This is a genomic window from Acinetobacter sp. YH12064, from assembly GCF_013419735.1.
Lineage (GTDB): Bacteria > Pseudomonadota > Gammaproteobacteria > Pseudomonadales > Moraxellaceae > Acinetobacter > Acinetobacter amyesii.
In genome coordinates this window covers 1-19,907 of sequence record NZ_VOZP01000010.1, presented here as the reverse complement: position 1 = coordinate 19,907, position 19,907 = coordinate 1, and the positions used below count along the sequence as shown (strand labels likewise).

The following is a 19,907-nucleotide window of genomic DNA, read 5'->3' as shown; positions in this document are numbered from 1 at the left end:
AAACAAGTATCTTAATGATACTTTATGAGAAAAAAACCAATCCAGTATTAAGGGTATTTGCTTATGAAAATTGATAACATTCCTGATTCCATCGACCCTAACTTAAATCTGGACATTATTCGCGCTGAATGCTTAGAGCTCGTTAAAAAACGTGCTTATTTTTCAGCAGGTGCAGCCATTATTCCTGTGCCATTTTTGGATGTGGTGATTGACGTCGGAATTTTGTCACAGCTCATTCCAGAAATTAATGCGCGTTTTGGTTTAGCGCCAGATCAAATTAGTGTGTATGATCCAAAAACCAAACAAATTCATTGGACAGAACTGCGTAAACGTGGTGTCGAATTTTCTGGTTTAGTGGTTGCACGAACCGCGATGAAAAAATCGCTAAATAACATTGCAGCAAAATATATTACCAAACAAGTCACTAAATTTATTCCATTAGGTGGACAATTAGTGGCAGCCAGTTTGGGTTATATTGTGATGAAAAAAGTCGCTGAAACCCATGTAGAAGAAAGCTACCAATTGGCGAAGCGTATTCAACAGAAATTTCCGAACCAACCTGTCCCAACGCCGAACAATGGTTAACGAAACGATGTATAGCGCATCAACAAGATTTAAGAATCAAAGTGATTTAAACCATAGATCTAAAGATGAAGTAAATTTGAAAATGAGCGAGTTTTGAAAATGAAGAAAAAAGCCACGAATTGCGTGGCTTTTTTATAAAATCAATCTGCTTTCAACTGCGCTAAAATCGTTTTTAGCACTTGTAAACGAGCACTATGCTTATCATTGGTCGCAATCACATGCCACGGTGCATATTCTGTATTCGTGCGTTGCAACATATCTGCAGCAGCTTTGAGATAGTCATCCCAACGGTCACGATTCCGCCAGTCATCTGGAGTAATTTTAAAACGCTTATGCGCGGTTTCTTCTCGAGCTTTAAACCTTGCAGCTTGCTCATCCTTATCTATGGCTAACCAGAACTTGATGACAACCGTTTGACTGTCATATAGGTCCTTTTCAAAGCGATTAATTTCATCGTATGCCCTCTGCCATTCAACGGTGTTAGCAAATCCTTCAATCCGCTCAACCAAAACACGACCATACCAACTGCGATCAAAAATCGTGATTTTCTCTTCAGGGACAATTTTATTCCAAAAGCGCCATAAGTAAGGACGGCGTAGTTCATATTTTTCAGGTGCTGCTATGGTATGAATTTCATATTCGCGTGGGTCTAACTTTTTAACAATACGTTTAATTGCTCCGCCTTTCCCTGCGGCATCCATCCCTTCAAACACGATCACCACGTTGCGTGAATCAAAACGTAAAACTTCAGCCACCTTACGGCTTAATTTTTTTAATTCTTTTTTATAATCAGCTTCATCAGCGACGGCTGTACTTGGCTCCAATAAAGCCTGTGGTGTTTTGGCTTGTTTCCAACGCCCTACCGCTTTAGTTTCATGTGTTGGACAATGTTTTAAAGTGCGTAAAATATACTGTGCAAATTGCTGATCACGGACTTGCTCATCTTCACAGTCGATAATGATCCAGTCATGACTAAAACGCTGACGTAAACGTTGCAAGTTGTCATATTGTTTTTTATTGCGCCAATCTAAACCATGCAATTTATGCCAACGCGCTTCACTCGGATCCATTTCATCCAAACGTTTTTGTAAAGATTTCCAAGATAAATCGAACCAGACCTTAATCACATCGACATGATTATTTTTTAGGTCTCGTTCATAAGCCCGCATGTTCTCGACATATTCATCAAATAAGGTTTCATCCAAAGGCTTCGACACATGCATGGCGGTACTGAGCAAATCACTATACCAGTTTCCAAACATCACCATAATTTGCCCTTCGGCAGGAATAAACCGTGCATAAGACTGCCAAAAGGTTTGTTTTGGATTAAATATGATCGGGGCATCCGCTTTCACCCTTAAGTAACGTGGATCGACCCATTCACGGAGCTGTTTGACGGCCTCCCCCTTACCCGCAAGCTCTATTCCGCTGACTAAAATCAACACGCTTTTGGCATTAGGCTGACGGCTGGTATTTTTCAGTTGATATTGCGCTTCAATTAGCTCAACCGAGAGTTGTTCTTCATCCATCAATTGAAATTCTGTTTCTTTTAAGCTCATGGCGGACCCTTGGTTTTATTCTGTTTTGAGTATAACCATGCCGTTCATCACACAACAATGCTTTCATGTATATGCTGAAATGCAAAATATGACCATTTCTGCAACAAACTGACTCAGATTAACCTGTAATTTCGTCACTTTGTCATAGCCCTAAGCTACAACACCCACTAAGATTCAAACATCTAAAAAATAATTGAGACACTCAATGTCCAAACTTGCAGTATTAGATGATTTACTTGAACTGTATTACCAGTTGAACTACCACAAAAAGCCAGAAATTTTACAGCGTTTACAAGATGTCCAGCAGTGGCAAAAACAGCGTATGCAACGCACTCATGCCGTACAATTTGCTGAAAAACACAATGTGCTGATGTCTGAATATTTTATTAATCGTTTATATGGCGGTCCTGATTTTGATGCATTAGCAGCACAAATTGCTCGTCTCACGCGCTATGCACACAAAGCTGAAAAATTGATTCCAGACAATGCTATAAAGACTGGTACTTCGGGCGTACAACTTGCCATTTTAGCCGTACAGCTTGATGAACAAGTGGCCATGCAATTATTAGAAGATTATCCATCCAATCTGCCCTTAACCGATGAAATGATGCGCCAGACTTATCTTAAGCTTGATCAGGGCAAGGACCGTATGTTACAGCTGCAACTATTGGACGATTTAGGTCGTAATTTAGATAAATATATGCGCTCATTTATGGTCTATACCGCCTTTAAGATGTGCAAAGGTGCAGCAATAAAATATAACTTCGAAGTGATGTATGACTTTATGCAAGATGGCTTTCTCGCAATGAAACCACTTAAGTCAGCAGAAAAATTTGTGCGTGAATTTACCACTGTAGAACGTCAAATCATTGACCGTGTACATGCTGGAGACCCTAACCCGTTTCAGCCGGCAGCCTAACAAAATTATCATCCCCATTCAGCCCACATTTGATATAAAACAAACAGGGCGCTCAAAGCTGAATTCAGATTTTTTATAGGGGTTTTGCAAAGCAATTACAGCAGCCCCTTATTTTTTCTGTATATTATTCACAACAAATGCAAATGACTGCTGTATAACAACAGAGAATCTGTCATCATGCTTACAAAGTAACATTAACCCTATTTATAAGTTAGGAGTGACTCTAATGTCTAACGAGAATCAAACGCCTGTCCCTACACCTGAGTCGGCACAAAATACAGACAAAGCGAGTCCATTCTTAACTGAACCTTTACCACAAGGGACAGCGCAAGGTCAGCAACAATCTTTAGAACAACGTCTGACCGACACACCTGTGACAGGTTCAGTACCCAAATATAATCTGCCACGTGGCGCGAACACAGGTAATGTTGGGCCAACTACACACTTTGGTTATCAGACCGTGAGCAGCGAAGACAAAGCGCAAAAAGTCGCGGAAGTTTTCCACTCAGTGGCTGCGAAATACGACATCATGAATGATTTAATGTCATTTGGTATTCACCGTCTATGGAAACGTTTTGCCATTAACATGTCAGGTGTTCGTCGCGGTCAGCACGTACTGGATATTGCAGGCGGTACAGGTGACCTTGCTAAAGTGTTCAGTCGTGAAGTTGGTCCGACAGGTCATGTGGTGCTTTCAGACATTAACGAATCGATGCTCAATGTCGGTCGTGACCGCCTCATTGATGCTGGTTGTACCAATGTCGATTTCGTTTTGGCCAATGCTGAAACTTTAGAACCTTTTGCAGACAACAGTTTTGACCTATTAACCATTTCATTTGGTCTACGTAACGTGACTGACAAAGATGCTGCTCTTGCTGCAATGTACCGCGTTCTTAAGCCAGGTGGTCGTTTACTGATTTTAGAATTCTCTAAACCGGTATTTGAACCATTCTCAAAACTGTATGACTTATACTCATTCACTGCATTACCAATTATGGGAAAAATCGTAGCAAATGACTCTGAAAGTTATAAATACCTTGCAGAATCAATTCGTATGCACCCAGACCAACGTACTCTTAAAGGTATGATGGAAAATGCAGGCTTCCAAAACTGTGATTATCACAACTTAACGGGTGGTATCGTAGCCGTACATCGTGGTTTCAAACTTTAATACTGCAGGCTGAACTATGTGGTCGATTCTCGCACTTGGTGCAGTTGAACGCTTAATTCATCATTTCATTGATCTGGATGCTATTACTCGCATCCAACTGAATGAATTGCAAGGCAAAATGCTTCGTGTGGTGATCGATTCACCACAGTTGTCGGTGGATGTGTTTTTTGACAATCAGAAAGTTCGCTTAGAACCGACGCCAACAGGACACTCTGAAACCGCATCTATCTTTGAGCAACGCCCTTACGAGCAGCAGTCAAGTACGACCGAAGCAACGGCGACCTTGCATGTCAAAACGGTCGTCGAGCTCCTTAAACTGCTGTTGGCTGAAGATGTCGGCAATATCCCATTGCAAGGTGATTATCATTTATTGCAGGATATCCAACGCATTATGCAGCAAGCTGAGCCCGATTTAGCTTCGCATTTAAGCCCTTGGATAGGTCCAAGCCTTGCGCATGAAATTGGTAAGTTGCAACTTGCACCCAAATATCTCAAACGTACTTTACAAAGCCATTTGTTCTTTGCTGAAGACGCGTTAAAAGAAGATTCTGGCTTGTTTGCCCCACGTTGGCAGATGGATGACCTGAATCAAGACACACGAATTTTGAATCAAAATCTGGACCGTGCAGAAGCAAAAATTCAGCAACTGCATAGCCAAATTGACTCATTACAAGACAACACTTAAGACTAGGTAATTGCACATATGATTCCGCACGTTTCACGTTTACTCGACCTTTGGCGCATCGCTGCGCACTATAGACTCGACACGTTGTTTCCTGCGGAAGAATTACCGGAAAAAGCCCGTCATATTCTTTCTCTCATTCGCATGCACCCTGCGGCATGGTCAAGCCGCGAGCGTAAAAATCCGCTCAAGCTCAAAGAAGCCATGGAAGAGATGGGCCCGCTGGCCATTAAAATGGGGCAATTACTGTCTACCCGTCGTGACTTGATTCCACCTGAAGTTTTACAGCAATTGGTACTACTACAAGACCGTGTAAAACCTTTTTCGAATGACGTTGCCAAAATGCGCATTCAGGAATCACTCAAAGCGGATGTGAATACATTATTTGCACGCTTTGACGAGCAACCATTAGCCGCAGCATCTATTGCACAAGTGCATACTGCTGCCCTGCATGATGGTCGCGAAGTCGTGGTAAAAGTGACTCGCCCAAATATTCGCAATCAAATTCTGGAAGATTTTGAAATATTAGAGTGGCTTGGTCAGTTCCTTGAAAAACGTCTAGAAGCCGCTCGTGCCCTGCATTTATCTGAAATTATTCAGGACTACCGTCAAATTATTCTCAATGAGTTGGATTTGACTTTAGAAGCGGATAACACCCGTCGTATGCGTCATTACTTCACCGGTTCAAGCATGATGTACGTGCCTGAAGTCTATATGGACAGCCGTGATGTCATGGTCGAAGAACGTATTACGGGTGTACCCATTTCAGATATTGCGACCTTTGATCGCTTGGGCATGGATCGTAAAGATTTAGCCGAAAAAGGGCTCACCATTTTCTTTACCCAAGTGTTCCGCGACAACTTCTTCCATGCCGATATGCATCCGGGGAATGTCTTCGTCGAAACCATCAATCCTAGCAATCCACGCTTTATTGCCTTGGACTGCGCGATTATGGGTGAGCTTTCAAAGCACGACCAAATGACCGTAGCACGCATGCTACTTGCGGTTATGAACAGCGACTTTATGCAGCTGATTCAAATCGTGCATCAAGCGGGTTGGATTCCACCGGGTACAGATCAAGATGCCTTAGCACGTGAAATGCGTCGCACAGTTGGCCCAATGGTCTCTAAACCAATGCATGAATTGGACTTCGCCGGCATTCTGATTCAAGTGATGGATATTGCGCGTCGTTTCCATTTAGAGATTCCGCCACAACTGATGTTGCTGCTCAAAACCTTGGTCCATGTCGAAGGTTTAGGAACTGATCTCTATCCTGAATTGGATATTTGGAGTTTGGCAAAACCAATCCTCACCGATTGGATTAAAGCGCAAATGAATCCTCAGAAAAACTTAAAAGAACTCGGACAAAAAATTCCAGACTTACTTTTAGGTGCGCAAGATTTACCAACGCTGATGATCGACAGTCTGAATGGCTTAAAAAATCAGTCGGCTTGGCATGCAAAACAACTCAATGAACTGCAAAGCATGCGCTTGCAAATGGAACATCAGCAAAAGCGTAGTTGGGTCTTTGGCAGTGTTATGGCCATCTTCCTCTCCATAGCGATAATTGCGCCATGGTACGTTTCCATCGTATTAATTGCACTTTCAAGCTTACTTGCCATTTGGCGTGTGTTTAAATAATCTTTGTATTTAAATAATATGTTGTATCCATAGCTCCTTTAAGCCTTTTGACAATAAAGGGCTTAAAGCTATAAAAACAAAAAAATTCAAAAATTTGAATAAGGCTGAACGCCATGTCATACAGTTATTTAGGGGTACTGTATAGTCGAAATCCACTCCGAGCATGTGCAACGGCCTTGCTGTATAGTTTTTCGACCCTACTCGATGTGTTGGTTCAATTGAATTTGCACTTATCTTTTCTGAACTGGCAACCGACAGCCAACACCACAATGTATCGGATGCAGCATAGCGCTGCATTTTGGTGGATCATTCTCTTTAATGCACTTCCCTGTTTATTCCTACTTTGTTTGCCACAGCAAAAACTGATGGCCGGGTTAAATTATTGGTTATTAGCTGGGGCCGTGGTTTTTATCATTAATCTATTTGCTTGGGCGGTCTTCCCAATGGCGACATGGGCAATCGTCTGCCTCAGTTTGTTTCAATTGCATCGGCATAATGAACAATTATTACAGCATTCGTGAGCGGTGCCCTGATATGACTGAGAAGTCATTTGTCGTAAGTTTCAGCCATTGGGTCTGTGCAAAAACGCACTAGAATAATTCTACGACTGTATTTTAAGCGACTGCCATGACTCAAATTTTGCAAAAAAAACCGCCTGCGCTCAATATCCGTGCTGGCCATTTAGCACGCCAACTGATTGAACAAGAAGGTTTAAACGCTGCTCAAGTGGATATCCTGCCCGGTGCTGCTGGTGGCCCGAAAGGCATTGGTATTCAAGGTTTAGATCAGGCGATTTTTGCTGACTTTTTGCCACGTGCGCAACAAAAGCGTACTTTAATTGGTTCATCGATTGGCAGTTGGCGCTTTGCCAGTATTGCTGCTTGGGGAGCTATCGAAGGGACGAAACGCCTCTCTGAGCTGTATACCAATCTGAGCTTTCATAAAAAGATGAGCCGTCAAGAAGTCAGCGATGTGTGTCGTGGCATGCTGATCGATTTGATTCAAGGTCAAGAAGCTGCACTGGTTAATCATCCTGATTATCACCTCACTGTGCTTTCAGTCAAAGCTCAGCATATTTTCCAAAGTGATAAAGCCCTGCCGCTGTTAGCCTCTGTCGCAGGGATCGTGGGCACGACAGCGCTTGCACGTAAACACAGTCGTTATTTCATGCAGCGTGTGATTAGTCAGCCTGTGTCAGGTCATCAATTTACTGTGGCGGATGATGGCTTTACCACGCATTACCATGCATTGACTCAAGACAGTGTCATGCCGTGGCTTATGGCTTCTGCATCTATCCCCGGTGTCATGGCCGCGATACGTGATATCCCTGATGCGCCACAAGGCAGTTACCGCGATGGCGGCCTAATCGACTATCACATTGACCTGCCCTTCCAAAGTCAAGGCATCGTACTGTATCCACATTTCACAGATAGCATCACCCCCGGTTGGTTTGATAAATTATTTAAACGTCAGGCTAATCCAGACAATCAAGCGCGCACCCTGTTACTATCACCTTCACAAGAATACCTTGCAAGCTTGCCGCTTGGCCGACTGCCTGACCGTAAAGACTTTACCCTCAAAGGCTTAGACAACCAACAACGGATTAAAATGTGGAACCAATGTGTGGCTGAAAGTCAGCGTATGGGCGATGAGTTTTTGGAAATGGTTGAGAAGCAACACTTCCCAGCAGTCATGCAAGCACTCTAAGCGTTACAGTAATCTCTTGCGAGGGACGCTATAATCCTGTTTCAGAATTTTGAGCTTATTTAGTATAGATTTATGCGGATATTTTTAACTGTTTTGCAGTATGCCTGCATCGCTTTTGCACTTTTCCTTGTTTATCAAGTGTCAACCGCCTTGATCAGCGGCCAATACGATTTAATGGAAGTGGTGGCAGATGTCGGTACCATTTTAATTTGTATCGATTTGGCGGTGTTTTTATTTACCAGTAATGCAAAACAAGGCATTAGCATCGAAGACTATGCGAAACAATTGGAACAAAAGCCGTCAAAATTGGTATATGTCACCCGTAAATTGGGACATTTCGGTATTTTGCTGATCATTACCAGTTGGATTGTACCGATGATTCGCTAATGTATTTTAGTTCAATAAAAAGGATCATCATGTGTTCATGATGATCCTTTTTATGTCATCGGATTTTATTTATCCGAAGAAATTAACCCGTCCAGTTTTTACATCATACACTGCACCAACAATCGCCACTTTACCTTCTTGCACCAACTGCTGTAGCACTTCACTATTTTGCAAAATATAGCGGATGTTGTAATGCACATTCATTTGCGTCACTTGCTCTAAAAATGCCGGACTCAGCGTTTGTGGTTGCATCAATTCGGCAACACGCGATACAGACTCATTGAGTGGCCCCAGCACATATTGAATATGTGGCATACGCGTCAGGCTCTGAATCGATTGACCAGCTAAATGCAACTGACAAGCACTGCTAACCGCACCACAGTCCGTATGACCAAGCACCACGATCACTTTGGCGCCTTTGGCTTCGCAGGCAAATTCTAATGAACCCAAAACTTTTTGCCCCGCGACATTCCCCGCTATACGTAAACTAAATAAATCACCAATTCCAACATCAAAGATCATTTCAGTCGGCGCACGAGAATCCATACAACCTAACACTGCCGCAATCGGATGTTGCCCTTCTTCAGCGGTCACCCGCAGTTGACGATAGATATCTCGTTGCAAACGCTCATTTTGTACAAACCGCTCATTGCCTGCTTTAAGCAAAGCGAGCACGGCCTCTGGGGTCAAACGTTGCTGTAAAGCTGCGGTACTGATATCAATATCTAATGCCGCCTCCTGCGCATCGGCATAATGTGCCTTGAAACCAATCAACTGTACTTGCACTTTACGTTGCGCCGCCTTTTCCTGTTGGTACTCTTGAATGAGTTGGAAAATATCAGCATCCATATCACTCACATGTGTGGCATCAATCACCACTTGTTCGCCCCGATGGATATGTTCCAATGCAGATATTAATGCCGAACGGTTGAGAAAACTGACTTGTGAAGGCAATTCAATCCGTGTAATCACCCCATGTAAATGATGCTCTTTATACACTTTCAGTCCCTTATTAAAATTGGCGTATAAAATAAAGGCCGCACTACTGGCTAAACCAATCAAGATTCCGAGCAATAAGTCTGTGAATAAAATCGCCAGTAAGGTAATGATAAAAGGAATAAATTGTTTCCAACCTTTTAAATACAACTGTTTAAACAATTTGGGATGTGTCAGTTTAAACCCTGTGAGAATTAAAATTGCGGCTAATGCTGAAAGCGGAATCATGTTCATCAAAGGCACTAAACACAGCACGGCAAACAGGAGCAACACGCCATGAAAGATGGCAGAACATTTACTTTTAGCTCCAGCACTGGCATTGACAGAACTACGAACAATTACTGACGTTAGCGGCATCCCGCCTATAGCGCCCGAAACAACATTACCGATACCTTGCGCCCATAGCTCTCGGTTGGGGGGTGACGAACGCTTATGCGGATCCAATTTATCTGCTGCTTCCAAATTCAATAACGTTTCTAATGACGCCACAACCGCCAAAGTGATAGCCCCTGTGTAAATCAGAGGATTATTTAAAGCGGTCCAATCTGGAAAAATCATCACATTTTGTGGCTGATCCCAAAGATTTGGAAGTTGGATGAGGTTCGATGGATGAACTGCCAAAGGCGAACCACTAAGCACCAACACGGCATTGCACAGTGCAGCAAGAACGACAGCAACCAAGGCTGAAGGCAGAACCCACTTTTTGCATGGACTCCTCTCCCAAAGCAACATCAAGACAATGCTACCTATACCGATCAGAACGGCACCGATATCCCATTGCAAATCGAGCGGCTGTGACTGCCACAGCACAGACCATGAAAATTGGTTCAAGCCAAACAAATAAGGTATTTGACTCCCAATCAAGATCAGCCCGATAGCTGCCAACAAACCCAATATGACATTGTTCGGAATAAAGTTGGCAAAGAAACCGAGCCGAAATATGCCAAATCCAATCTGTAAAATACCGGCAAAAACAATACACAATAAAAAGGCGGCATAGTTGCCGCCCAGTAATTCAAGCTGTACCAAAATGACTGCTGTTAAACCTGCTGCTGGCCCTGCAACACTGATATGTGAGCCACTCAGTGCCCCAACTAAAATACCACCGACAATGCCGGCAATAATGCCAGAGAGAATCGGTGCGCCAGAAGCCAATGCAATGCCTAGACATAGCGGTAAAGCCACGAGAAATACCACAGTTCCAGATAAAAAGTCGTGAATATGAAATCGATGTCGTTCAATTTTAGATGTCATCATTTTACCGTTTATAATAAATATCAAATAATTAGATGTAAGTATGTAAAGCCTAAAGTTTGTGACCACTTTATGGCGTGACTTATATTGTCTGACAATCGAACGATTCTATAGTGTATTTTGATACGTAGTTTGTGTGATTTTTACACTTTATTGCGAAGTTTAAGATTCAGCTCATTTATCTTTGATAGGCCGTAAAAGAAAATAAAAAAAACCTCCCATTAGGGAGGTTTTTTTAGAACTTAAAGATTACTTCGAACCTTTAATCCCTGCTTGTAATAACAATGCACCCAAACCACCAATTTTGTTTTCTTGTGGTTTAGCCGCTTGAGGTTTCTTGCCTTGTGGGCGGTCGCCTTGAGGACGAGACTGCTGTGGACGTTTCGCATGTGGCTTACGCTCACCGCGTTGCTCTTGCTGTGCATTATCACGACGTGGTTGACGTTGTGGTTTTGCCGCAACAGCGCCTTCAGCACGCATCGACAAGTTCACGCGGTTACGTTCAACATCAACGTTTAACACTCGAACTTGTACAATTTGACCTGGTTTTACGACTTTGTGCGGATCTGCAACAAATTCATTTGCAAGTTCAGAAATATGCACTAAACCGTCTTGGTGTACACCCACATCCACGAATGCGCCGAAGTTCGTCACATTCGTAACCACACCTTCAAGCTGTAAACCTTCAGTCAACTGCGCCACTTCAGTGATGTCTTCACGGAATTTTGCGGTACGGAACTCTGGACGTGGATCACGACCTGGTTTTTCAAGTTCAGATAAAACGTCTTGAATTGTCGGTAGACCAAATTGGTCATTCACAAATTCTTCGGCGTTTACTTGGCGAATAATTTCAGTATTACCAATAATATCTTTGACTGTGGTTGCTTTCGCTGCCACAATTTTTTCTACTAAACCATAAGATTCAGGGTGAACAGCAGAAGCATCAAGTGGCTCAGAACCATCTTGAATACGTAAGAAACCTGCTGCTTGTTCAAAGGTCCGTTCGCCTAAACGAGGTACTTTCTTCAAACTTTGACGGTTGTCAAAACGACCATTTTCTTTACGGAAATCCACAATTTGCTGTGCAATTGATTTATTCAAACCCGCGATATAACCCAAGATTGCAGATGATGCTGTGTTCACATCTACACCAACAGAGTTCACGCAGTCTTCAACTACTGCTTCTAGTGTTTTTGCTAAACCTGTTTGGTTCACGTCATGTTGGTATTGACCTACACCAATCGATTTCGGATCAATTTTCACAAGCTCCGCCAATGGATCTTGTAAACGACGAGCAATCGACACTGCACCGCGAATAGATACATCTAGCTCTGGCAATTCTTGAGATGCCAATTCAGATGCTGAATAAACAGATGCACCCGCTTCAGAGACAGACACACGAATCAAATTCAAATCCGTATTCGCAGCCATCATTTCGGCCACAACCGCTTCAGTTTCACGGCTTGCAGTACCATTACCAATCGCAATTAATTCAACATTGAATTCGCGGCAAAGGCGCGCAAGTTCAGCAACTGAACCAGCTTTATCTTCTTTCGGGGCAAACGGGTAAATAGTGCTGTGTGCAAGTACATCACCTGATGCATTGACAACAGCCAATTTCACACCCGTACGGATACCAGGGTCAACACCCAGAGTGGTACGCGCGCCTGCTGGTGCAGAAAGTAATAAATGACGTAGGTTTTCAGCAAATACATCCATCGCTTCAGCTTCGGCAGCCAAACGTTTTTCAGTCAATAATGAATGCTCAATAGCAGGACGTACTTTGCCCAACCAGAACAGTTTTGCTGTTTGTTTTAAGAAATCTGCACGCGCTTGTGGCTGAGCTGTTTCTATATTGTATTCAGTTTCAATACGAACCAATGGTGCTTCATCTTCACCATCGACTTTTAAGCCCAAGACATTTTCTTGACGGCCACGGAGCATCGCCAGTAAACGGTGTGAAGGGACTTTGTTTAAGCTTTCAGAGAAATCAAAGTAATCACGGAATTTTTTACCGACTTCCTTTTTCTCATCACTTGCAACTAAACTTTTCAACACTGCAGTTTTCGCAAATGTCGCTTTTAGCTCAGTGGTTAATGCAATATTTTGTGCCCAGTCATCAATTAAAATGTGTTGAATCGCGTCTAATTGGCTTTCAACATCAGCATAATCTTCATGACTAAAACCAGCTAAAGCTTCGGTTGGATCAACCGCTTCATTAAAGATTTTTTCAGCGATTGGGCCTAAACCCGCTTCTTTGGCTTTAAATGATTTACTTGTACGTTTTGGACGGTACGGCGCGTAAATCTCTTCTAAAGCATTTTTCGTTTCTGCTGCATTCACACGAGCAAGTAAGTCATCAGATAACTTGTTTTGTTCTTTTAGAGATTCGATTACCTTTTCACGGCGCTCAAATAAATCACGCAGGTAAGTCAGACGTGTATCGAGCTGACGTAATTGAGTATCGTCCAGACCTTGCGTCACTTCTTTACGGTAACGTGCGATAAATGGAACACTGGCACCTTCATCAATGAGCTTGATGGCAGCTTCAATTTGATTTGGACGTACGGCAATTTCTTTTGCCAACTGCTGAACTAAGTCAGTCATCGTATTAGATCCCTGCAAGGATAAGTTCTAAAAGCCATGATTATAAAGACCAAGACCATAAAATCCACAATTGTTTTTATAAATTTATTCGTGGTTTTTAATGCCAATTCATCTCAAATACACATTTTTTTACGAAACTGACTATGAAACAGCAAATTAGCGAGACTTAGGCAAGCAAACTGATTCGAACAACATGTATACATTTGGTATCTATGTCTTGATTTTAACTGCAATATTTGTTGCTTTAGAGCATAGTAAATTTATATAAATGAATCGTATACTCAAGTGAAATCGACTTTTTGTTTACGATGACAATAAAGAATAAGGAGCACGTCATGAGTTTAGTTGTACCTGCTGAAAAAACAGATGCCGTACAAGCCGAAACCGACCGAGTCGAACGCATTCTGGTTGTCGATGATGATGTGCGTCTACGCACCCTCTTACAACGCTTCCTAGAAGATAAAGGTTTTGTGGTCAAAACCGCACATGATGCGACTCAGATGGATCGTCTGTTGCAGCGGGAACTCTTTTCCCTGATTGTGCTCGACTTTATGTTGCCTGTTGAAGATGGCTTGAGTATTTGCCGCCGTCTGCGCCAATCTAGCATCGATACCCCGATCATTATGCTGACCGCTCGTGGTAGCGATTCAGACCGTATTGCAGGACTTGAAGCCGGTGCAGATGACTATTTACCAAAACCATTTAACCCGAATGAGCTATTAGCTCGTATTCGTGCGGTCCTACGTCGCCAAGTGCGTGAAGTTCCGGGCGCACCAAGCCAACAAATGGAAGTGGTGTCTTTTGGTCCGTGGTCACTCGACCTGTCTACTCGTACATTAACCCGTGAAGGTCAAGTCGTCACATTAACAACGGGTGAATTTGCCGTACTCAAAGCATTAGTTCAACACCCTCGTGAACCACTGACACGCGACAAGTTAATGAATCTTGCTCGTGGTCGTGAATGGGGTGCGATGGAACGTTCAATTGACGTTCAGGTTTCTCGCCTGCGTCGTTTGGTTGAAGAAAACCCAGCACGTGCGCGCTATATTCAAACCGTTTGGGGCGTAGGTTATGTCTTTGTTCCAGATGGTGCTGAATAAGCCATAAAATAAGACCTGAGAATCGAGTCACCGTACCTCATGTCCGGAAATACCATTCGCTGCTGTCTGAGCCACTTGAAATTGAATGAATAAAAGTAATGTGCGCGAGTTCAGCGAATGGCAAAAATTTTGGTTACTTTTTTAAAAAGTAACATAACGAACTCCTCCCGAAGAACGTTCCAGCAGTAAGATTCCATCGCAAAGAATAAAAACTGCCTTTCAAAAAATTTGCTTAAAGGATTCTGCGTGAAACTCGAACCCATCGACCCACAGGAATTTACCGACTACGTTGCCTACTCCGAAAAAAAACGGACACCTTGGGAACGCTTCCTCGATAAAATCAAACCCCGCTCTGCAGCCATGCGGACCACCGTATTGGTCTTATTTGTGGTGTTTTTTAGCCTGTTTATGTCCTTATGGTTCTTTTGGCGGACACTCTATTTACCCGAAATTCAACAACATGCTCGTTACCTCGCGGTCGAACTTGAAATCATTAACAATCCTGATTTACGGATTTTTCATAACAATGCCGAAGTAGATGTCGACGACTGGATGCGCAACCGTGTCGGGATCGAATATGTGACCGATCCGAAAGAATTCCCCAATGTCAAAGACAAAGTCATTGCAGAATTCTTTACCAATCAAATTGAAAAGAAACTGGCCAAAGAAATGCGCATTGATAATGCGACCGTGTATTTCCAATTTAAACCTGACCCACGCATCTGGATTCAAACTCCAGAAATGAATGGAAACTGGGTTCGCGAGCCTTTAAAAACCTATGCCAACTATAGCGCAGAGCTGATTTTAGGTTGGTTATTGGGTATTCCGCTGATTGCTGGCATCATTATCTTAACCTTGGTTCGTCAGCTCAACCGTCCACTAAAACGTTTACAAGATGCGGCAAACAACTATAGTAAACAAGGCACTGCTCCTTATTTAGAAACCAACCATGGGCCACAAGAAATCCGTGAAGTAAACCAAGCCTTTAACCACATGGTCTACACGCTGGAACAAACTGAACGTGATCGTCGCATCATGTTGGCCGGTATTTCCCACGATTTGCGTACTCCGCTGACCCGTATTCGACTCAGCGCAGAAATGATGCCTGATGATGACTTCCTAAAAGAAGGTCTGATTTACGATGTTGAAGATATGGATGCGATTCTGAATCAGTTCATTTCGTATATGCGAGATGGCTCTGATGAAGTTCCGCAAGATACTGATTTAAATGCGCTATTGCAGGAATTAGTGATTCAATTTAAACCTTTAGATATTCGCTTTGAACCCCAAGACTTACCGATTATTCAAGCACGTAGCCTGTCCTTAAAACGACTAATAGGCAACTTAATCAATAACTCAAAACGCTATGGTGCCGAGCCGATTGAACTGTCTACCGAATATGAAGGTGACCATATTCAAATTCGCGTTGCCGATAATGGCGAAGGGATTCCTGAAGACCAAATTGAAGACCTGATGCAACCTTTTGTACGTGGTAATGATGCACGTACCATTCAAGGCAGTGGACTCGGTTTAGCCATTGTAAAACGTATTGTGGATATTCACGAAGGTCAACTTTCAATTCACAATCGAGCAGAAGGTGGACTCGAAGCGATCATTTCTTTACCACTGCAAAAACTCGAAAATGATGAAATATTAAACAACAGCCCATTGGAAAAAATTAAGCAAAGTTTAACTGAACGCTTTTAACAAGCGTTCAAAAAAGCAACGAACAGTTTTGTTTAATCCTTAACCATTGTTATTTTTAACTTTATTATTCAGTAGCTTAAAAATCATAATAAAATCTTATACCCACATTTTTTCAAAAAATTAGACCTTAGCCTAACAGGGATGCAAAATGGCTTTTTTGATCGGTACAATCCGTATCAGTTTTGAGAATTTCACGAGAGTATATGATGTCTTTAGATCGCATCCGTTTAGCTGCCCTTCACGACAAAGTTATCAGCGCAGAAAAAGCTGCTGAATTCATTCAGGATGGTATGACGGTAGGTATGAGTGGTTTCACACGCGCAGGTGAAGCGAAAGCTGTACCTTTAGCGTTGGTTCAACAGGCTCATGCTAATCCTCTTAAAATCACCCTAATTACTGGCGCGAGCTTAGGTAACGATTTGGACAAAAAATTGACTGAAGCAGGTGTTCTTGCTCGTCGTTTACCGTTCCAAGTAGACAATACATTACGTAAAGCGATCAACAAAGGCGAAGTAATGTTCATCGATCAGCATTTGTCTGAAACAGTTGAACAAATGCGTAACCTTCAGCTTAAAAAGCCTGATGTAGCAATTATTGAAGCTGTTGCGATCACTGAAGATGGTGGCATCATCCCTACAACTTCTGTAGGTAACTCTGCAAGCTTCGCAATTTTTGCTGAAAAAGTAATTGTTGAAATCAACACCAACTTAAGCCCAGCATTTGAAGGCTTACACGATATTTATATCCCAACATATCGTCCAACACGTCAAGCTATTCCATTGACTCATGTTGATGAACGTATTGGTACACATGCAATCAACATCGATCCTTCAAAAATCGTAGGTATCGTATTTAACAACGAATTGCATGACTCTCCATCTACAGTGACTGCCCCTGATGATGAAACTCAAGGTATTGCAAACCACCTTATCGCTTTCTTTGAAAAAGAAGTAGAAGAAGGTCGTTTACCGAAAAACCTAGGTCCATTACAAGCAGGTATTGGTTCAATTGCAAACGCAGTATTGACTGGTCTTAAAGATTCAAACTTTGAAGACTTGATCATGTACTCTGAAGTACTTCAAGACTGTACATTTGAATTGATCGACGCAGGCAAAATGAAATTTGCTTCAGGTTCTTCTATTACGCTTTCTGCGAAATATGGCGAAAAAGTATTTAATAACCTTGAACAATACAAAGACAAACTTGTATTACGTCCACAAGAAATTTCTAACCACCCAGAACTTGTACGTCGTTTAGGTATCATCGGTATCAACACAGCACTTGAGTTTGACATTTACGGTAATGTGAACTCAACTCACGTTTGCGGTACAAAAATGATGAACGGTATTGGTGGTTCAGGTGACTTCGCACGTAATGCGCACTTGGCGATCTTCGTGACTAAATCAATTGCAAAAGGTGGCGACATTTCTTCTGTTGTTCCATTTGCTTCTCACGTTGACCATGCAGAACACGACGTTGACATCTTGGTTACTGAACAAGGTCTTGCTGACTTACGTGGTCTTGCTCCACGTGAACGTGCTCGTGCTGTAATCGACAACTGTGCACACCCAAGCTACCGTGCAGCATTAAATGATTACTTCGACCGTGCTTGTGCGAAAGGTGGTCAAACACCTCACCTTCTACGTGAAGCATTGTCTTGGCACATCAACTTCGAAGAGAACGGCCATATGTTAGCTGCTCAGCCTGAAGTGAAAACTGCTTAATTGACAGTGAACTAAAAAAACGCTCTTCGGAGCGTTTTTTTATGGCTTTTATTTTTTAATATGACTTATCAAGTCTGCAAAACTCGACTAATCTAAATTGGTCAAATTACATGCTAAAACAAAAATTATGTTTATTATCCGCCCCTATCTCGAATCTGATTTAGACGATGTGATTGCACTTTGGGAACTGTGTGATCTGACCCGTCCATGGAATAATCCTGAAATTGATATATTTCGAAAACTAGCGCAACGCGACCAACTATTTTTATTGGCGGTCAAAGATGATCAACTGATTGCAACTGTGATGGGTGGCTATGATGGACACAGAGGCTGGGTCAATTATCTTGCCGTGCATCCACATTTTCAACGTAATGGTGTTGCTACTGCCCTCATTCAGCAATTAGAAAAACGCTTAATTGCTTTAGGCTGCCCAAAACTTCAATTACTGATTCGCCAAGACAACATTGACGTACAAAATTTTTATGAACAATTGGGCTATGAAGAGGTTGAAGTGATTTGTTTGGGTAAACGTTTAATCACGGATTAATCGTTCGACAAATCTTCATTCAATCCTTGTAACAAAATCAAAAAAAGCCGACATTGCGCCATCGAAACAAAAATGGATTGCATTGCTTGGCTTTAAATTTTAGGATTTGCCCCCATCATTTTCCCAGAACATAGAAAAGAGATTTCCCATGCGTGTAGATATCTGGTCAGACGTGGTTTGCCCATTTTGTTATATTGCGAAAAAACGCCTTGAAGCTGCTGCCGAAGAATCGGGTGTAGAGCTTGAAGTGTTTTGGCATAGCTATCAACTTGATGCAGATGCGCCCGCTCGCCTAGAAATTTCTAATACTGAACGTCTAGCTCAAAAATATGGCCGCAGTATTGAAGAAGTAGAGGAAATGCAGCGCAATATTGCCGAAATGGCAAAAGCTGAAGGTATTGAATTTAACTGGCAAAAAGCCAATTCAGGTAATACTTTCAACGCGCACCGCTTGATTCATCTTGCACAAAGCAAAGGTCTCGGCAGTGAAGCCAAAGAAGCGTTCTTCTATAGCTATATGACGCAAGGCTTGGCCATTGGTGAACGTGAAACCTTAGAAGATGTTGCATCTCGTATTGGTCTAAACCCTGTTGAAGTCGATGACTTATTAGACTCAGATGAATTTGCTGATTTCGTCAAATACGACGAAGAAGTAGCACGCGATCAACTTAAAGTTACGGGTGTACCGTTCTTTGTATTTGAGCAACGCATTGCTTTAGCAGGCGCTCAACCGAAAGATGTATTTAAAAAAGTGATGGACAAAGCTGCGGAACTCCCTGAGCTTGCTCCTACACCTGTCTGTAATGATGAAAGCTGTGAAACACCTGAAAAATAATTCAGCGCGTTCAATCAAAAATCCCCGAACTTCGGGGATTTTTTATGATCAGTTTTTAACATCAATAAAATGAAACTTATTCAACCAAGAAGCTGATTTTTAAGTTCACTCGATATTCCGCAATTTTATTGTCTTTCACCACAACTTTTTGTTCATTAATCCATGCACCCTGAACGTTCTTTACGGTTTCAGTGACTTTATTAATTCCCGTTTGGATGGCATCTTCAAAACTTTTTGTGCTACTTGCATTTACTTCAACGACTTTAGCAACAGACATTGTATTTATCCTCATTGTTATGATTTTGAATCTTCATCATATGATTAAGTCACTTATTTTGGTTATTTTTTAAACAGCAAAACAGCAAAACAGCAAAACAGCAAAACAGCAAAACAGCAAAACAGCAAAACAGCAAAACAGCAAAACAGCAAAACAGCAAAACAGCAAAACAGCAAAACAGCAAAACAGCAAAACAGCAAAACAGCTCT

General features: G+C 42.2%; 17 protein-coding genes. 13 read left to right on the top strand and 4 right to left on the bottom strand.

What is annotated here, in order from left to right; genetic code table 11:
• Window positions 1-63 precede the first annotated feature (63 nt).
• The gene (locus tag FTU13_RS10640) at window positions 64-585 is read left to right on the top strand and encodes a hypothetical protein (RefSeq protein ID WP_180024754.1); all 522 of its coding nucleotides are present in this window, start codon (window positions 64-66) and stop codon (window positions 583-585) included.
• A 140-nt stretch (window positions 586-725) separates the two neighbouring features.
• Here FTU13_RS10640 and FTU13_RS10635 read toward each other — a convergent pair whose 3' ends face one another.
• Window positions 726-2,144: a phosphate--AMP phosphotransferase gene (locus tag FTU13_RS10635; protein WP_180128250.1), complete on the bottom strand. Its 1,419-nt coding sequence runs from the start codon at window positions 2,142-2,144 to the stop codon at window positions 726-728.
• 205 nt (window positions 2,145-2,349) lie between these two features.
• Between FTU13_RS10635 and FTU13_RS10630 the strand changes: the two genes are divergently transcribed.
• The 7 genes from FTU13_RS10630 to FTU13_RS10600 all read left to right on the top strand — a co-directional run bounded on the left by FTU13_RS10630 (window position 2,350) and on the right by FTU13_RS10600 (window position 8,651).
• Window positions 2,350-3,063 (top strand): hypothetical protein, encoded by a 714-nt coding sequence (locus tag FTU13_RS10630; RefSeq protein WP_078192822.1) that lies wholly within the window; start codon window positions 2,350-2,352, stop codon window positions 3,061-3,063.
• A gap of 226 nt (window positions 3,064-3,289) precedes the next feature.
• A complete protein-coding gene (gene ubiE / locus FTU13_RS10625) occupies window positions 3,290-4,234 on the top strand; it encodes a bifunctional demethylmenaquinone methyltransferase/2-methoxy-6-polyprenyl-1,4-benzoquinol methylase UbiE (protein WP_078192823.1) in 945 nt (314 codons plus the stop codon).
• Between the two features lie 16 nt (window positions 4,235-4,250).
• Window positions 4,251-4,919 carry an SCP2 domain-containing protein gene (locus FTU13_RS10620; RefSeq protein WP_180024751.1) on the top strand — a complete coding sequence of 223 codons (669 nt, stop codon included), beginning with the start codon at window positions 4,251-4,253 and terminating at the stop codon, window positions 4,917-4,919.
• An 18-nt stretch (window positions 4,920-4,937) separates the two neighbouring features.
• Window positions 4,938-6,557, top strand: coding sequence for an AarF/ABC1/UbiB kinase family protein (locus tag FTU13_RS10615; RefSeq protein WP_111885633.1), 1,620 nt, complete (start codon window positions 4,938-4,940; stop codon window positions 6,555-6,557).
• A 113-nt stretch (window positions 6,558-6,670) separates the two neighbouring features.
• Window positions 6,671-7,078 (top strand): hypothetical protein, encoded by a 408-nt coding sequence (locus FTU13_RS10610; RefSeq protein ID WP_180128248.1) that lies wholly within the window; start codon window positions 6,671-6,673, stop codon window positions 7,076-7,078.
• 106 nt (window positions 7,079-7,184) lie between these two features.
• On the top strand, window positions 7,185-8,264 hold the full coding sequence (locus FTU13_RS10605) for a patatin-like phospholipase family protein (RefSeq protein ID WP_180128246.1): 1,080 nt from the start codon (window positions 7,185-7,187) through the stop codon (window positions 8,262-8,264).
• 72 nt (window positions 8,265-8,336) lie between these two features.
• On the top strand, window positions 8,337-8,651 hold the full coding sequence (locus FTU13_RS10600) for a hypothetical protein (RefSeq protein ID WP_078189807.1): 315 nt from the start codon (window positions 8,337-8,339) through the stop codon (window positions 8,649-8,651).
• 69 nt (window positions 8,652-8,720) lie between these two features.
• Here FTU13_RS10600 and FTU13_RS10595 read toward each other — a convergent pair whose 3' ends face one another.
• Both FTU13_RS10595 and FTU13_RS10590 read right to left on the bottom strand, forming a co-directional pair.
• The gene (locus tag FTU13_RS10595) at window positions 8,721-10,901 is read right to left on the bottom strand and encodes a SulP family inorganic anion transporter (RefSeq protein WP_180128244.1); all 2,181 of its coding nucleotides are present in this window, start codon (window positions 10,899-10,901) and stop codon (window positions 8,721-8,723) included.
• Window positions 10,902-11,150: 249 nt separating this feature from the next.
• Window positions 11,151-13,508: a Tex family protein gene (locus tag FTU13_RS10590; RefSeq protein WP_180128242.1), complete on the bottom strand. Its 2,358-nt coding sequence runs from the start codon at window positions 13,506-13,508 to the stop codon at window positions 11,151-11,153.
• A gap of 335 nt (window positions 13,509-13,843) precedes the next feature.
• Here FTU13_RS10590 and ompR point away from each other — a divergent pair, with 335 nt between their 5' ends.
• The 5 genes from ompR (at window position 13,844) to FTU13_RS10565 (ending at window position 19,421) form a co-directional block, all read left to right on the top strand.
• Window positions 13,844-14,608 carry a two-component system response regulator OmpR gene (ompR, locus tag FTU13_RS10585; protein ID WP_078189809.1) on the top strand — a complete coding sequence of 255 codons (765 nt, stop codon included), beginning with the start codon at window positions 13,844-13,846 and terminating at the stop codon, window positions 14,606-14,608.
• Window positions 14,609-14,854: 246 nt separating this feature from the next.
• Entirely contained in the window at window positions 14,855-16,315 is a 1,461-nt protein-coding gene (locus tag FTU13_RS10580; RefSeq protein ID WP_180035015.1) for an ATP-binding protein, read from the top strand.
• 206 nt (window positions 16,316-16,521) lie between these two features.
• Window positions 16,522-18,039 carry an acetyl-CoA hydrolase/transferase family protein gene (locus tag FTU13_RS10575; RefSeq protein WP_078189851.1) on the top strand — a complete coding sequence of 506 codons (1,518 nt, stop codon included), beginning with the start codon at window positions 16,522-16,524 and terminating at the stop codon, window positions 18,037-18,039.
• 127 nt (window positions 18,040-18,166) lie between these two features.
• Window positions 18,167-18,586: a GNAT family acetyltransferase gene (locus tag FTU13_RS10570; RefSeq protein WP_078189811.1), complete on the top strand. Its 420-nt coding sequence runs from the start codon at window positions 18,167-18,169 to the stop codon at window positions 18,584-18,586.
• A 148-nt stretch (window positions 18,587-18,734) separates the two neighbouring features.
• Window positions 18,735-19,421, top strand: coding sequence for a DsbA family protein (locus FTU13_RS10565; protein ID WP_111885832.1), 687 nt, complete (start codon window positions 18,735-18,737; stop codon window positions 19,419-19,421).
• A gap of 76 nt (window positions 19,422-19,497) precedes the next feature.
• On the opposite strand, the gene FTU13_RS10560 is transcribed toward FTU13_RS10565, so the two are convergent.
• Window positions 19,498-19,698 carry a dodecin family protein gene (locus FTU13_RS10560; RefSeq protein ID WP_067761311.1) on the bottom strand — a complete coding sequence of 67 codons (201 nt, stop codon included), beginning with the start codon at window positions 19,696-19,698 and terminating at the stop codon, window positions 19,498-19,500.
• Between the last annotated feature and the right edge of the window lie 209 nt (window positions 19,699-19,907).

Bases quoted from the DNA above. Each gene is read 5' to 3' on its own strand.
- FTU13_RS10595 (WP_180128244.1), bottom strand. From the start codon at position 10,901: ATGACATCTAAAATTGAACGACATCGATTTCATATTCACGACTTTTTA.
- FTU13_RS10635 (WP_180128250.1), bottom strand. From the start codon at position 2,144: ATGAGCTTAAAAGAAACAGAATTTCAATTGATGGATGAAGAACAACTC.
- FTU13_RS10560 (WP_067761311.1), bottom strand. From the start codon at position 19,698: ATGTCTGTTGCTAAAGTCGTTGAAGTAAATGCAAGTAGCACAAAAAGT.
- FTU13_RS10575 (WP_078189851.1), top strand. From the start codon at position 16,522: ATGTCTTTAGATCGCATCCGTTTAGCTGCCCTTCACGACAAAGTTATC.
- ompR (WP_078189809.1), top strand. From the start codon at position 13,844: ATGAGTTTAGTTGTACCTGCTGAAAAAACAGATGCCGTACAAGCCGAA.
- FTU13_RS10570 (WP_078189811.1), top strand. From the start codon at position 18,167: ATGTTTATTATCCGCCCCTATCTCGAATCTGATTTAGACGATGTGATT.
- FTU13_RS10630 (WP_078192822.1), top strand. From the start codon at position 2,350: ATGTCCAAACTTGCAGTATTAGATGATTTACTTGAACTGTATTACCAG.
- FTU13_RS10600 (WP_078189807.1), top strand. From the start codon at position 8,337: ATGCGGATATTTTTAACTGTTTTGCAGTATGCCTGCATCGCTTTTGCA.
- FTU13_RS10615 (WP_111885633.1), top strand. From the start codon at position 4,938: ATGATTCCGCACGTTTCACGTTTACTCGACCTTTGGCGCATCGCTGCG.
- FTU13_RS10605 (WP_180128246.1), top strand. From the start codon at position 7,185: ATGACTCAAATTTTGCAAAAAAAACCGCCTGCGCTCAATATCCGTGCT.
- FTU13_RS10590 (WP_180128242.1), bottom strand. From the start codon at position 13,508: ATGACTGACTTAGTTCAGCAGTTGGCAAAAGAAATTGCCGTACGTCCA.
- FTU13_RS10610 (WP_180128248.1), top strand. From the start codon at position 6,671: ATGTCATACAGTTATTTAGGGGTACTGTATAGTCGAAATCCACTCCGA.
- ubiE (WP_078192823.1), top strand. From the start codon at position 3,290: ATGTCTAACGAGAATCAAACGCCTGTCCCTACACCTGAGTCGGCACAA.
- FTU13_RS10640 (WP_180024754.1), top strand. From the start codon at position 64: ATGAAAATTGATAACATTCCTGATTCCATCGACCCTAACTTAAATCTG.
- FTU13_RS10565 (WP_111885832.1), top strand. From the start codon at position 18,735: ATGCGTGTAGATATCTGGTCAGACGTGGTTTGCCCATTTTGTTATATT.
- FTU13_RS10620 (WP_180024751.1), top strand. From the start codon at position 4,251: ATGTGGTCGATTCTCGCACTTGGTGCAGTTGAACGCTTAATTCATCAT.